General features: G+C 51.4%; 15 protein-coding genes. 3 read left to right on the forward strand and 12 right to left on the reverse strand.

Translation table 11 applies throughout. The features are described 5' to 3' along the window. The 5 genes from NSQ51_RS14125 to NSQ51_RS14145 all read right to left on the reverse strand — a co-directional run bounded on the left by NSQ51_RS14125 (position 1) and on the right by NSQ51_RS14145 (position 4,353). Complete coding sequence (locus NSQ51_RS14125) at positions 1 to 861, reverse strand: tagatose bisphosphate family class II aldolase (RefSeq protein ID WP_049624227.1); 861 nt, start codon at positions 859 to 861, stop codon at positions 1 to 3. 26 nt (positions 862 to 887) lie between these two features. Then, positions 888 to 1,406, reverse strand: coding sequence for a galactose-6-phosphate isomerase subunit LacB (gene lacB, locus NSQ51_RS14130; RefSeq protein ID WP_049624217.1), 519 nt, complete (start codon positions 1,404 to 1,406; stop codon positions 888 to 890). A gap of 14 nt (positions 1,407 to 1,420) precedes the next feature. Continuing rightward, positions 1,421 to 1,849 (reverse strand): galactose-6-phosphate isomerase subunit LacA, encoded by a 429-nt coding sequence (lacA, locus tag NSQ51_RS14135; RefSeq protein ID WP_049624216.1) that lies wholly within the window; start codon positions 1,847 to 1,849, stop codon positions 1,421 to 1,423. Positions 1,850 to 1,870: 21 nt separating this feature from the next. After that, positions 1,871 to 2,623 (reverse strand): DeoR/GlpR family DNA-binding transcription regulator, encoded by a 753-nt coding sequence (locus tag NSQ51_RS14140; RefSeq protein ID WP_049626027.1) that lies wholly within the window; start codon positions 2,621 to 2,623, stop codon positions 1,871 to 1,873. A gap of 563 nt (positions 2,624 to 3,186) precedes the next feature. Continuing rightward, positions 3,187 to 4,353: an IS256 family transposase gene (locus NSQ51_RS14145; protein WP_342462762.1), complete on the reverse strand. Its 1,167-nt coding sequence runs from the start codon at positions 4,351 to 4,353 to the stop codon at positions 3,187 to 3,189. Positions 4,354 to 4,868: 515 nt separating this feature from the next. Between NSQ51_RS14145 and NSQ51_RS14150 the strand changes: the two genes are divergently transcribed. Next, on the forward strand, positions 4,869 to 6,056 hold the full coding sequence (locus NSQ51_RS14150; RefSeq protein WP_289492951.1) for an IS701 family transposase: 1,188 nt from the start codon (positions 4,869 to 4,871) through the stop codon (positions 6,054 to 6,056). Between the two features lie 119 nt (positions 6,057 to 6,175). Beyond that, complete coding sequence (locus tag NSQ51_RS14155) at positions 6,176 to 6,418, forward strand: NifU family protein (RefSeq protein ID WP_225995604.1); 243 nt, start codon at positions 6,176 to 6,178, stop codon at positions 6,416 to 6,418. Positions 6,419 to 6,520: 102 nt separating this feature from the next. On the opposite strand, the gene thrB is transcribed toward NSQ51_RS14155, so the two are convergent. From thrB to yutH, 5 genes are all read right to left on the reverse strand, one after another. Further along, positions 6,521 to 7,435, reverse strand: a complete 915-nt coding sequence (thrB, locus tag NSQ51_RS14160) for a homoserine kinase (RefSeq protein ID WP_033016317.1) — start codon at positions 7,433 to 7,435, stop codon at positions 6,521 to 6,523. Next, on the reverse strand, positions 7,432 to 8,493 hold the full coding sequence (gene thrC, locus NSQ51_RS14165) for a threonine synthase (protein ID WP_033010398.1): 1,062 nt from the start codon (positions 8,491 to 8,493) through the stop codon (positions 7,432 to 7,434). The genes thrB and thrC overlap by 4 nt, the downstream gene beginning before the upstream one ends. After that, a complete protein-coding gene (locus NSQ51_RS14170) occupies positions 8,493 to 9,791 on the reverse strand; it encodes a homoserine dehydrogenase (protein ID WP_033016320.1) in 1,299 nt (432 codons plus the stop codon). The genes thrC and NSQ51_RS14170 overlap by 1 nt, the downstream gene beginning before the upstream one ends. Positions 9,792 to 9,883: 92 nt before the next feature. Next, positions 9,884 to 10,858, reverse strand: a complete 975-nt coding sequence (locus NSQ51_RS14175; protein WP_033010396.1) for a D-glycerate dehydrogenase — start codon at positions 10,856 to 10,858, stop codon at positions 9,884 to 9,886. Between the two features lie 251 nt (positions 10,859 to 11,109). After that, positions 11,110 to 12,114 carry a spore coat putative kinase YutH gene (yutH, locus tag NSQ51_RS14180; RefSeq protein WP_049625463.1) on the reverse strand — a complete coding sequence of 335 codons (1,005 nt, stop codon included), beginning with the start codon at positions 12,112 to 12,114 and terminating at the stop codon, positions 11,110 to 11,112. Positions 12,115 to 12,370: 256 nt separating this feature from the next. On the opposite strand from yutH, the gene NSQ51_RS14185 reads away from it, so the two are divergent. After that, entirely contained in the window at positions 12,371 to 12,868 is a 498-nt protein-coding gene (locus tag NSQ51_RS14185) for a phosphatidylglycerophosphatase A (RefSeq protein WP_033010394.1), read from the forward strand. 145 nt (positions 12,869 to 13,013) lie between these two features. On the opposite strand, the gene NSQ51_RS14190 is transcribed toward NSQ51_RS14185, so the two are convergent. After that, a complete protein-coding gene (locus tag NSQ51_RS14190; protein ID WP_033016323.1) occupies positions 13,014 to 13,784 on the reverse strand; it encodes a TIGR01457 family HAD-type hydrolase in 771 nt (256 codons plus the stop codon). Then, entirely contained in the window at positions 13,781 to 14,251 is a 471-nt protein-coding gene (locus NSQ51_RS14195) for a DUF86 domain-containing protein (RefSeq protein ID WP_049624156.1), read from the reverse strand. Before NSQ51_RS14195 ends, NSQ51_RS14190 begins: the two co-directional genes overlap by 4 nt. Positions 14,252 to 14,330 lie beyond the last annotated feature (79 nt).

Genomic DNA, 14,330 nt, shown 5'->3' on the forward strand with positions numbered 1-14,330 from the left:
TCAATAACGATTGACACTCATGCACATTTCGATTTTTTCTTTAACCACTTGTTTCATAGCTTGCTTGGCCGGTTCCATATATTTTCTTGGATCATTTGCATTAGGATGATCGATTAAATATTGTCTTAACGCATTGGAAAAAGAAATTTTCAATTCAGTGGCGATGTTGACTTTACAGCATCCTAATTCAATACATTTTCGAACATCCTCGAATGGGATGCCAGATGCCCCGTGCAAAACAAGAGGCACACTTACCACTTCACGAATTTCTCGTAATCGATTAAAATCTAATTTAGGGGCGGACTTGTAAAGACCATGAGCTGTTCCAATCGCAACCGCTAAAGAATCAACACCCGTTCTTTCCACGAATTCTTTGGCGGCTTGCGGGTCCGTATAATAAGAATCAGCATCATCTACCACTAGATCATCTTCTTGTCCGCCCAATCTTCCGAGTTCCGCTTCAACGGTTGCTCCATTAGAATGAGCCAACTCCACCACTTGTTTGACTACCTGAATATTTTCTTCAAAGGGAAGATGAGAACCATCGATCATGACAGATTTAGTACCCAATTCAATCGATTCCTTAATATCTTCGATGTTTTCATGATGGTCAAGATGAAGTGCAATCGGAATCGAGTATTTTTTGGCGGCCGTTTCAGCAATGGCTTGGATGTAATCTCGGCCCGCATACTTAAATGTGCCCGGTGTGGCAGCTAAAATCACCGGCGATCTTAATTCAGATGCTGTTTCGACGACCACTTGAATCGTTTCCAAGTTGTGAATATTAAATGCAGGAACCGCATAACCCTCTTTTTGAGCTTTTAATAACATGTCTTTTGTGTTGACTAAACAATTGAACATAATGATTGCCACCTTCTTGTTTTTCATTATTCATTCGGGTACTCGCCTTTTTCCCATTTTTCTAAGAATTCATCAAAAAAGTGTTCATCCCCGATCGATGAGTCCTCCTCAATCAATCCATCGATTTTTTCTATCCATTTCTTATTTTTTTCTGTTTCTTTATACTCTGTTTCAAGAAAGACGTCGATAATATTTTCCATCAACCCGATGCCTGTAATTCGTCCCCCCATTCCAATGACATTGGCATTCAATTGTTCTCTCGCATATTTGGCTGTGGCTACATCTCGAACCAATGCGGCTCGTATGCCTTTTACTTTATTAGCGCTCGTCGTAATGCCAACACCGGTACCGCAAATAACAATGCCTAAATCCGCTTCGCCATTTACAACTTTCTCGGCTGTTTTTTTGCCATAAATCGGATAATGAGTTCTCACTTTATCATAAGTACCATTATCAATCACTTCATAGCCTTTCTCTTTTAGATACTCAACTAAATGATCTTTAATTTCTGTGACAATATGATCGCAACCTATCGAAATTTTCACCGAAATCCCCCCATTTATGCCATTTTATTTAGCATATCCACGCGAATTTGATGTCTGCCACCGGAGTATTCCCCTTTGATGAAGGCATCGACGATCGATTCAGCCAACCGTTTTCCCACAATACCAGACCCCATAGTAATCATCGAGGCGTTATTATGCTCCCTTGTCATCTTGGCAGAATGTTCATCCGAGACTTCAGCACAAATAATGCCTTTATACTTGCAAGCCGTCATAAATGACCCAGCTCCATATTCGTCAATCGCAATTCCTCTGTCAGCCTCATTAGCTAAAATCGCTTTGGCTACACGAGTAGTCGATTCAAAAAAATCCAAATCATTTTCCGGCGTTTTATCTATCACTTTATGACCTTTGAGACTTAAATACTTTTTCAAATGTTCTTTTAATTCAAAACCGGCGGAATCTGCACCTATCGCAATCTTCATGTTGAGATCCTCCCTTACTTTCTATTTAATAATTTTGGTCCATTTCTTATAGTACTCTTCTATTTGGGGACTAATTTTCGTGTCTGTGATAATCGCTGTCACATTTTTTACATCATAAAAGGTACAAAATGCTTCCACCCCAAATTTAGAATGGTCAGCTAAAATGTATTTTTCTGCCGCATTGTCTAAAATGATTCTTTGTCCATTGCCTTCCTCTTCATTGGCTGTAGTCACTCTTGTATCAATGATTCCGTTTGTGCCGATAAAAGCTTTATTTACTTTGATCTCGCTTAATAATTTATTGGCAAAATAACCAATAAAGGTTCCTGTTCTTTCTCTAAATCTTCCACCGATTAAAATCACATCATACCGTGAATCGTGCTTAAAACGGTTAAAAACCGTAATCGAGTTGGTGATAACATCCACATTTTCTGCCTTGACATAATCATAAATTAATTCATTCGTCGTTCCCGGCCCAATAAAAACAATATCATGATCGCAGATTAATTCCGCACATTTTTGAGCAATATGTTTTTTCTCCTCTACATTGATCGTTTGTTTCTGAACATGGGATAACTCTACATAAGGGATGGTACCTTTCTTCTTCGCACCCCCGTGAACCCGCTCAATTAAGCCTTGTTCCTCAAGAGCATTCAAATCCCTTCGAATCGTCATTTCAGCGACATTCAATCGCTCCGCCAATTCCGAAACCTTCACGACATCTTTTTGACTAATCACATCTAAAATGAGCCGGTATCTATCCTCTTTTAACATCGTCACCTCCCTCCTTTCACAGTTCGAAAATGTTCATTTTTGTTATAAAATGTTTGTTTCTGTTTACACCTGAATCCGTGACAGCAGCTCATCAAAAGCACCGGAAAACGTAATCATATCAAGGGTTTAGCCCAGTTTCGGATGTTCACTTATTGAGTGAAAAGCAAAAAGTGTGATATTTGTTGATTTATCAAGCTTTCTCAGCAGTTTGAACGCGTTTTTATCACGGATTCAGGTTTACATTTATTATTTTATAACGAAAACGCTATCATTACAACTATTTTTTGTTTTGTTCAACCTTTTGTCAAAAAACAGACTGGTACCGTCAAGAATTTTGTGTAATGTAAATGGGGTAGGTGTTCTAGCAAAATGCTTTACACAAAATTTTATACATCATCGACAACGGTACCGTCAAGAATTTTGTGTAATGTAAATGGGGTAGGGTTTCTCTGAAATGGATTTGAATTGATAGGGGACTGATTTTCTCCACACAAGAGACTGAATATTCAGTCTCTTGTGTGGAAAGGGAGAATCCCCCTATTTTGTTTATTTACAGTATTTGGTTAATGATAACGTTCTTCAAACATTCGCTCGAGGGCTTCCTGCGCTTCGGCAAATCCTCTTAACTTTCGCCCTGCCCATTTCTCATTAAAATCTTGAATGGTTAAATACACGACTTTTTCCGCGGCTTCTAAACTGCTCAAACTGTTCATCGGCTTTAGACGTTTCCGAATTTCCTTGATCGTTCGTTCGATGGCATTGGTCGTATAAATCACACTTCGAATACTGCTTGGATCATCCATAAATGTAAGGAGGACATCCAACTCATTGGCCCAAGATTGAACTTCTCTTGGATATTTGCTGGACCATTTCGACTCAAACTGTTGAAACATTTGTAACGCCATCTCCTTATTCGGCGCGCGATAAATCAGCTTGAGATCCTCGGCCACTTCGAATTGGTCTTTTTTCCGAACACGGCTGAGGGTGTTGCGGACTTTGTGCACGACACAGCGCTGCACATCGGCTTTCGGATACACCGACTTAAAGGCTTCCTCCAGCCCCGGAAGGCCATCGAAGACGCCAAGAAGCACTTCCTTGACGCCTCTTTGGTAGAGGTGTTGAAGAATTTCCTGCCATACATAGGCGCTTTCTTGTCCTCCCACAAAGAAATCAAGAATTTCGCGATATCCTTCTTCGTTCACCCCTAACACCACATAAATGACTTCTTTCTCCACGGTTTCGCGACGAAGTTTTACGTATAAACCATCCAAATATAAGACGGAATAACGCTTGTGCAGTGGACGAGTGTGCCATTTCTCGATGTCTTCCTTCACTACATCGGTAATACGGCTGATCGTTGCAGGAGAATAGGCATTGCCTAAAATTCGTTCAATAAACTTGCCAATTTCACGCGTACTCATGCCACTTTGATACATCCTGATGATGGCTTCCTCAAGCCAGCCGGTGTGCCGTTGGTAAGGGGCAAACAACTGCGTTTGAAATTCCCCGTTTCGGTCTCTTGGAACCAAAAGACCCTCAATCCGGCCATATTGCGTATCTAGATTTCGCTGATAGTAGCCGTTTCTCATATTCGGCGTTCCAGCCTGTTCGATTTCAAGGAAATGTTTGATTTCTTCCCGCATAATCAGTTCTAATTTTTCTTTTACAAACTGACGAATGGCATTTTCCAGTTGATTTGCCCAGTCTACATTCGGTATACTTTTAGACATAGGTAGGGTTCTCCTTTCTCTAAGATTTTTGGTCCAATCAGAGAATACCCTACCTTTTTTCTTTTGTTCTAGCAAAATGCTTTACACAAAATTTTATACATCATCAACAGACTATTTAAGAAAAAACCTTATACTGCAGCTATTCGCTCTCTTTTCTGTAAATCAATTTATTTATCTTGATTGATCCCCAATCAAGAAAACTTCATTTCAAAACGTAGTCCTGATGGCTCTGTTATTGAGAGATACGCAAAAATAATGAGAATACAGTTGCAAATAACAAGAGAAAGGGAATCTGTTTAAGTGAGAAGGGAAGATTCAAATAAAAGATTTAAGGAATCAATAGGGCAAGGAGGTTCTAATCATCGCAAAAAGCTCGATCCATCCGATTATGTAATAACTGTAGATGAGCAAATTCACTGACATAAATTGACAACTAAACAAAAAAGGAGACATGAACCCGATTCCTTGGTTAGAATAGATGTACCACCAACTATCCACAAGGAGGTTCATGTCTCATGAATAGATTAGCACATCACCAAGGAATCCACAAGTTTTTCTTCACGCTGGGGTTGACGCTGCAGCTTTCCAAACCGGTCATCAAGCATCTCATTCATATTGTCGATGCCTTGACCACCAAGGGATTCTCGGGAACATTGACTGATATTCATTACTGGAGCTTTCATCCGAATCATCGAACGACGCTCCGTCACTTTTTCACGAAAAGCCCTTGGAACGAGGAAAGGCTGCTTGGGAAGCTTCAAGAGTGGATCCTTTCCCAGGTCGAACGACTGGCCAAACGGAAGAATCAACCCCTTTTTGTTTCGATTGATGATACGATTTGCCAAAAAACAAAGCCTTCGTCACGGGCTGTGCACGCCATTCAAGGGTGCGACTGGCACTACTCGCATAAAGATCATCAATCGGTCTGGGGGCATTCGCTCGTTTGGCTGATGGTGCACACCTTCACGCAGGCGTTCCCATTTGCGTTCCGCCTGTATGACAAGAAAGCGGGAAAAAGCAAGATCGACCTGGCGATCGAGATGCTTTCCTCGCTCAAGGTGAAGCGGGCTCAGCCGGTGTATGTGCTCATGGATTCGTGGTATCCGTCCAAAAAGCTCATTGAAGCCTGCTTGAAACAGGGATTCCATGTCATCGCGATGCTCAAGACGAACCGGATTCTCTACCCGAAAGGCATCGCCATCCAAGCCAAGCAGTTTGCCCGCTATATCGAGTCCAAAGACACCCGCCTCGTCACGGTGGGGCAGGAGCGTTATCGCGTGTATCGCTATGAGGGGGCCATCCATGGCCTCGATGACGCGGTGGTGCTGCTGGCTTGGAAGGCGGATCAGCCGATGGCGCCGGAACATCTTCATTGCATCTTGAGCACCGACCGGGAACTCGGGGACGAAGACATCTTGCGTTACTACGCCCAGCGCTGGACGATCGAGTGCTTTTTCCGGCAGGCGAAAGATCAACTGAAGCTGGATGGATACCGCGTTCGCCACATTCGGGCGGTGAAACGGTATTGGGCGGTGGTGCTGCTCTCCTGCGTGTACAGCATCGCCGAATCCCGACAAAACCTCTCCACCGGGCTGGAGCTTCTTCGGTCGCGGAAAGACCACAGCGTCGTCGAGTTCATTTATGACGCTGCGAAGCAAGATATTCCCATTGATGTGATCAAAAAACCGCTCCGTATCGCGTAAGGGGTACCCTGTTTGTCTCTCTAACCATGGAAATTATTGTAATGAAAAATGCTCATCTACAGTTATCATTAGATTTTTTCCGCTACCATGATTATAATAAAAAATAGGGAAAGGAGTCGATGAAAATGACGGATCAAGAAATCAAAGAACAAGTACAAGAAGTTTTAGATAAACTCCGTCCGTTCCTGCTTCGCGACGGCGGCGACTGCGAACTTGTCGATGTCGAAGACGGCGTTGTCAAACTCCGTCTCCTTGGCGCATGCGGCAGCTGCCCGAGCTCGACGATCACGCTGAAAGCGGGGATCGAACGCGCCTTGTTTGAAGAAGTGCCGGGCGTCGTTGAAGTGGAACAAGTGTTTTAATGAAAAATCCGAACAGCGACCGCTGTTCGGATTTTTTTTGTCGCCGGCGGGCGGACACCGTCCGCTTCCGGACGACCCCGAAAACCGGACTGCCGCTGGCGGTCAAGCTTCAAGCGCCAGCTTGTAGACGCGGCTGCCGCGCGGCTCGACGGAAAGACGCGCGATGTCGCACGTCGGAAAATGCGGGCGCAGCTGGTGCGCCAGCCGCTCTCCTTGACCCGGTTCGGCAAAGACGAGCACTGTCGGCCCCGCCCCGCTCAGCGCCGCGCCGATCGCTCCGTATTCCTCGGCAAGCGTCTCGGCCCGCGCCAGCTCCGGAACGAGCGGTTTCCGGTACGGCTGGTGGAACAAATCGGCCGCCATCATCCGGCCGGCGAGCTTCCAGTTTTTCGTGAGCAAGGCGGCGACAAGGACGTTGCTGACGGCGCTTGCCTCGACGGCGCGCGCCCGCGGCCATTGGGCCGGCAGCTGTCCGCGCGCTTTTTTCGTTTCCAGTTCATAACCGGGGATAATGGCGACGATCTCCACATCAAATTCCGGCACACGGACGACATCCACCCCCGCTTCGCGGCAGCAGCCGATGACCAGCCCCCCGTACAGCGAGGCGCCGACATTGTCGGGATGCCCTTCATAGCGGGCCGCCCATTCCATCTTTTGTTCGCGCGACAGGCCTAGCTCGAGCAGCGCATCGGCGAGCTCCACGCCGGCGACGACCGCCGCTGCGCTGCTACCTAGCCCGCGCGTAAACGGAATGTCGCTGTACACATCGACCGCGCAGCTCGGCAGCCGCCGGCCGTGCGCGTCCGCCACCTTGTCCGCCACCTCGTACACCAAATTGTCCGTCCCGCGCGGAATGCCGCTGACTTCCGGTGTTTTGGGCGCAAACGACCACGCTTCCGCCAAGCGAACATCAAGCGTCAAGTAACGGTTGACGGCGAGCCCGATCGAGTCAAAGCCGGGCCCTAAGTTCGCCGTGCTGCCCGGCACGATGATTTTCAACATCTCGTCTTCTTTCATGTGCGGACAACCCCTTGCAAACGCTCCAAGACAGCTCGTTCATCATTCGGCAGCACGACCGGCTCAATCGCCGCCGTCTCCAAGGCGATGGCCGGGTCTTTCAAGCCGTTGCCGGTCAAAACCGCTACGACGAGGCTGCCGCGTTCGATTTCGTTCCGTTCGCGCTGTTTGATGACCCCGGCGATGGCCGCGCATGATGCCGGCTCGGCAAAAATGCCTTCCGTCCGGGCGAGCCGCTTGTAGGCGGCCAAAATTTCGGCATCGCTCACCTCATCGATTTTTCCGCGCGATTCGTTGGCGGCCTCGACCGCTTTTTCCCAGCTCGCCGGATTGCCGATGCGGATCGCCGTCGCCACCGTTTCCGGCTGTTCAATCACCCGGTTGCGGACGATCGCTGCCGCTCCTTCCGCTTCAAAGCCGCGCATTTGCGGCAACCCGGTCCCTTTGGCCGCATGGTACTCCTTAAACCCTTTCCAATAGGCGGTGATGTTGCCGGCGTTGCCGACCGGAATGGCGAGCACGTCCGGGGCGCGGCCAAGCTGGTCGCACACTTCGAACGCCGCCGTTTTCTGTCCTTCGATCCGGTGCGGATTGACCGAGTTGACAAGCGTAATCGGCGCCGTTTCGCTCAGGCGGCGCACCATTTTCAGCGCCTCGTCAAAGTTGCCGTCAATCGCGAAAATCTCCGCGCCGTACATCGCCGCTTGCGCCAGTTTGCCAAGCGCGATTTTCCCGTTCGGCACAACGACGAGGCAACGCATGCCGGCGCGCGCCGCATAGGCGGCCGCCGACGCCGACGTGTTGCCAGTTGACGCGCAAATGATCGTATGGCTTCCTTCCTCTTTCGCTTTCGCCACCGCCATCACCATGCCGCGGTCTTTAAACGAACCGGTTGGGTTCGCCCCTTCAACCTTGACATACAAGGTGATCCCAAGCTCTTCCGACAGACGCGGCAGCGGAATGAGCGGCGTGTTCCCTTCGCAAAGTGACAGCCTCGGCGTCGCCGCCGTAAGCGGCAAAAACTCGCCATAGGCGTCAAGCAGGCCGTTCCATGCCATTACCGTTTCTCCCCTTCCACCCGATACGAACTTTGGACGCGCTCGACGATTTCCAAATCGCCCAGCTGCTGCAAAATGTCTTCGTAGTCTTGCTGCGAGGCGTCATGCGTCACGATCACGATTTCCGCCAGACCGTTTTCTTTCAGCGGCAGCTGCAAAATTTTCTCAAAGCTCACCCCGCGCTGCGAAAACAGCGTCGTAATTTTCGTAAATGCACCGACTTGGTCTTTCACATGAATGCGCAAAAAGTATTTTGAGAAAATTTCCGCTGGCGCTTTCAATTGCTTTTCATATTGCGGGGCGACCGCGGAATGGCCGTTGACGCCAAGGCGCATGTTTTTCATCACCGCGACCAGATCGGAGACAACGGCTGTCGCCGTCGGCAGGCTGCCCGCCCCCGGCCCGTAAAACATCGTCTCCCCGACCGCTTCGCCATACACATAGACGGCGTTGTATTCGTTATGCACCGACGCAAGCGGGTGCGAATCCGGCAAAAACGTCGGCTGGACGCTCACTTCGACCTTCTGCCCGTCGCGCTGGGCGATGCCGATCAATTTCATCGTGTAGCCAAGCCGCTTCCCGTAGTTCAAGTCTTCCTCGGTCACTTCGGTGATTCCCTTCACTTGCACATCGTCCAAGTCGATGTCCATCGAAAAGCCGAGGCGGGCCAAAATCGCCATTTTTCGCGCCGCATCGAGCCCTTCCACGTCTGACGTCGGATCGGCCTCGGCGAACCCGAGCGCCTGCGCTTCCGCCAGCACGGCTTCATACGAAGCGCCGTTTTGCGACATTTTCGTCAAAATGTAGTTCGTCGTTCCGTTCACGATGCCCATGAGCTTGGTGATCCGGTCGGACGCCAAGCCGTCGACCAGGCTGCGCAAAATCGGAATGCCGCCGGCGACGCTCGCTTCATAAAACAAATCGCAACGGTGCTCCGCCGCCACCCGAAGCAGCTCTGAACCGTAGACAGCCATTAAATCTTTGTTCGCGGTCACCACGTGCTTCCCTTGGCGGAGCGCCCGCAACAGCCACTCTTTCGTCTCCTCGACGCCGCCCATCACCTCGATGATGACATTGATGTCCGGATCGTCGATCACGTCGGCGGCGCTTGTCGTCAACAATGCGGGGTCGACGGCGACATCGCGCGGCTTATGTACGTCCCGGACGAGGATTTTTTTCACCTTCACCGGACAGCCGACTTGGTGCATCAATTTTTCCTGGTGGTTTTCGATAATTTTCACCACGCCGCTCCCGACCGTTCCTAGTCCTAACAATCCGACCAAAATTGGTTTTTCCATGATTCCCGCTCCTTCTGTTTACGTACAGTAGACATTTGTATTTTTATAGTAGACATTATAAAAGACGATCAGCCATTTGGCAATGAAAAGTTTTACGACAGCTCGTTCACCGGGGTCAACGGCGACCGGCCTTCCAAGACAGCGATGATGTTGTCGCGCGCCAACGTCATCATCGCTCGCCGCGTTTCGTATGTGGCGCTGCCGATATGCGGCAACGCCACAACGTTCGGAAGCGACAGAAGCGGATGATCGGCGGCGACCGGCTCTTTCTCAAACACATCGAGCCCGGCAGCGGCGATCTCCCCTGCGACAAGCGCCTCATAAAGCGCCTGTTCATCAACGACCGCGCCGCGCGCCGCATTAATGAAAATCGCCGATGTTTTCATTTGCCGAAACGCCTCGCGGTTGAACAAATGGCGCGTCTCGCGGGTCAGCGGCGTCAAGCAGACGACAAAATCGCTCTCGGCAAGCAAATCGGCGAACGGGCGGTAGACGGCGCCCAGCTTCTCTTCCGCCTCCGGACGGCGCGAGCGGTTGTAATACAACACATCCATGTCAAACCCTTTCGCCCGCTTCGCCACCGCCTGCCCGATGTTGCCCATGCCGACGATGCCGATCGTTTTATGATGGACATCGGCGCCCGCCAGCAAAAACGGGCTCCAGCTTTTCCATTTTCCTTCTTTCAAAAATTCGGCTGCTTCGACAAGGCGGCGGGCAGTGGCGAGCAGCAAAGCAAACGTCAAATCAGCCGTCGTATCGGTCAGCACATCCGGCGTGTTGCACACAAGAACGCCGCGCTTCGTTGCCGCCGGCACGTCAATGTTGTCATAGCCGACGCCCATGTTGGCGACGACTTTAAGCCCTGAACCGGCCGCCAGCACGTCCTCGTCGATCGGGTCGGACACCATCGGCAAAAGGGCCGCCGCCTTTTTCGCCTCTTCCACCAACACCTCGTGCGGTACAGCCACGTCCTCATGCGGCCACATGCCGACCTCGGCGACGGCGGCGAGCGGGGCGATCACCTCCTCCGGCAGCTTTCGCGTCACAAAGACGTACGGTTTCGTCATGAAACAGCCCTCCATCTCATTTTTTCTAAATCTTATCACAACTCCAGCTAAAAAAAACGGGAAGTTGTCCGTTCCGGTGGTTCGGAAAAGTCGGCACTCGTTCGTTGCGGACAAAAACGAAGACCCCCTGTCACGGAAAGAAAACAGGCCCCCATTCGCTTCGGCTGAAAAAAAACAGGGTGTTTCCTTTCTATAAAAAGGAAAATCACCCAGACCTGCTTCAGCTGAAAAAACGGGAAGTTTCTTCCCCCTCATGGCGCCGGCGGCAGCCATTCAACGGCCGGCAGCCGGATATGGTTGGCGATGCCGGCGATCTCAGCAAATGACGCCAAAAACTGCTCATACTCGCGCGATGCGTCAAGCAACTGCCGCAGCGCCCGTTCCTGCCTCGCCTGCTCTTCGCGGTCCGCCGTCGTATAATACGCCTCGATGCATTCAAAATACGGAAGCGGAAACAGCAGGCGCGCATAAACCAGCCGCCAGGCAAACGACGACAGCGGCGCCAAATGACCGTAATCTTGGAAGAACTGCCGCACTGCCCGTTGACAGCCTAGCCCACGCTTGTTGTACAAATGGCGCACCCATTCCGCCAAATCGCGGGCGCAATGGTCGTACACCCAATCGAGCGGCAGCTTCGCCTCCGTTCCTTCGACCCAGCCGGCTTGCGGCAGGCGCTCATGACAAAACGCCGCATAATCGACGCGCAGCGGTTCGTCGTCGAGCTCTGTGTCAGCCACATATTGCACGGCGTTTTCCGCCAATCCTAAATAGTACGGGAACGATTCAAGAAACAGGCGGTCAAACGGCGATGCCGGCCCCGCTGCCATCATGTTCGCCCAAAACGCCTCCATTTGGTCGATTCGCTTCGCCCACAGTTCGCGCCATTGGCCGATGCGCCGGCAGGATGTGATCGGCAGCGGGCAAGAGCGCCCGTATTCATGCATGAGCGCCAGTTCGCGGCCGAGCGAACGAAGGCGGGCGGCCGGAAGCGGCGCGCGGAGGAGGACGAACGGCTGGCCTTGGCAGGGGGCAATATACGTCCCATGTTTCGTTTTGACCAGCTCCCCGACGGCGTCCACCCCTTTCGCCCGCAAATAGCGGCTCATTTGCTGACGCTCTTCCAGCTCCTCCTCGCTCCGCCCATCCGCCGGCACGATGAGAAACCGCTCTTGTTTATGCCAAACGACCGTAGACGCTCCCCGCTGTTCCATCCGTCCGACGCGCATGTCATATTGCTCATATACCCATGTTTCCATGGCCGCTCCTCCTTTGTCTTTTTGGCTTGCATTCTTCCTCCCTCCATGTCGTCGCCGCCCCGATGCCGCCCGGACGGGAACGGACTTTTGCGCGCTGATTCCCGGGCCCATAGCCGCGGCAAGGGCAGCTATTGTTTATATATGACAGCAGGCGTCAAAAAAACCGATGAGCATTTTTCTTTATACGAAGGATACATTCATGGCATGATAACATATATATAACAAACGACTTTTTCAAAAGAATGGGTGACAAACCATGACCAAACCGGATATGAACAACCTTGAACAAACCGCCCGCCGATGGCTCGAGGAGCGGGGGGTGACGGTGGAAAAAATTGCGGAGCTTGTTTATTATTTGCAATCGAAATACCATCCGGATTTAACGATGGACGAATGCATTGAAAACGTCAACCGCGTCATCTCGAAACGCGAAGTGCAAAACGCGATTTTGACCGGCATCCAGCTCGACAAGCTCGCCGAGGACGGTCGGCTTGACGAGCCGCTGCAATCCATCATCCGCCGCGATGAAGGGTTGTACGGGGTGGACGAAATTTTGGCCCTTTCGATCGTCAACGTGTACGGATCGATCGGGTTTACGAACTACGGTTATATCGACAAACAAAAACCGGGCATTTTGCAATATTTAAATGACAAATCAACCGGCAAATGCAACACGTTTTTGGACGACATCGTCGGCGCCATCGCCGCGGCGGCATCCAGCCGCCTCGCGCATCGAGCCGCCAACGCCGAGTGAGCGGCGGCGCGAAGCATCCATGCAAAAGACGAAATAGCAGCACCCCTCAAGCCAAACACGATTTATTGGTTCGCATCGATGGCTTTGTTGCTGCACCCGGTCATGAGAAAGGGTGCCCCGAGCCTTTCGGGACACCCCTCTTGCTTTACAGGCGCTCCATCCATTCGCGGAGCGAATCAGCCGTATAGGTCGGCTGCCGTTCGTAGCGGGCGAGCATCTCTTTCGTCGTGACGCCCGTATGGACGAGCAGCGTATCGATGCCCGCGTTCATGCCGGCTAAAATATCCGTCTCGTAATAGTCGCCGATCATCAACACATCTTCCTTTGGAACGCCAAGCACCTTAAGCGCCTGCTCCATAATGATGTTTTCCGGCTTGCCGATAAACGTTGGCTTCACTTGCGTCGAAACGGCGACGACGGACGTGATGGCGCCGTTGCCCGGCAGCAGCCCGCGCTCGGTCGGCAAGGCGATGTCGCCGTTTGTCGAAATGAACATCGCCCCGTTGCGGACGGCAAGGCACGCGATGGCAAGCTTCTCGTACGTCAGCTGGCGGTCGATGCCGATGACCACCACGTCTGCGTCCTCCCCAGCGAAGCGGAACCCTTTTTCCGCCAACGCGGTGCGGATCCCTTCCTCGCCGATGACATAAACGGACGCGTCCGGCTTTCGCTCAAAAATGTAGTTCGCCGTCGCCTGGCTTGTTGTGAAGACATGCCTCTCTTCCGCCGGCACGCCGAATGAGCGCAATTTTTCCGCCACTTGCGCCGGCGTGCGCGACGAGTTGTTCGTGACAAACAAATACGGGAGGCTGCGGCGGTGCAGCTCGTTCACAAACTCGCGCGCCTCGGCGATGCATTCTGTGCCGCGGTACATTGTCCCGTCCAAGTCAAGCAAATAGCCTTTGTATCGTTTCAACGGTTGTCAGTCTCCTTTCCATCCATCGATTCGCTGCCAAACGCCGACACCGGGCCGAGCTCGCTTTCCAAGTAATGGCGCACCGCCTTCGGGTACGCCTCAAGCGCCGGCAGCTGTTCGTTCAAATCCGCGAGCAGTTTCGCGTGATCGACGTTCGTATAGTTTTGGACGAGCGCTTTCCGGTGGGCGATGAACGCTTTCAGCCGCTCGCCGTCCTCAGCCGAAATCACCTGCTCGTCAGTCAAAATGTCAATAATGTCGTTATAGCTCCCCGGGTCGCGCATAATAAAGCCGTCAATCATCGCGTTGCCGACATCGAGCACCGCCTCGATGAGGACATGAGCGATCCGCTCGAGCGCCAGCTGCTCAAGCGCGCCGTCCCAGTGGCGCTGCGCTTTGTAGTGCGCCATCAGTTGCTCCATGCAGCGAAGCCGCTCTTCCAATTTGTTTTGGTCGACAAAATACATGGCTCGTCCTCCTTTTTTCTTCCCCGCCTTCCTCCCTTTTTCGCCGTTCGTCTGCTATGATGGACATAGGCGAAAAATA

Origin of the sequence: Geobacillus sp. FSL K6-0789, assembly GCF_038593135.1 — a bacterium.
GTDB classification, from domain to species: Bacteria; Bacillota; Bacilli; order Bacillales; family Anoxybacillaceae; genus Geobacillus; species Geobacillus stearothermophilus.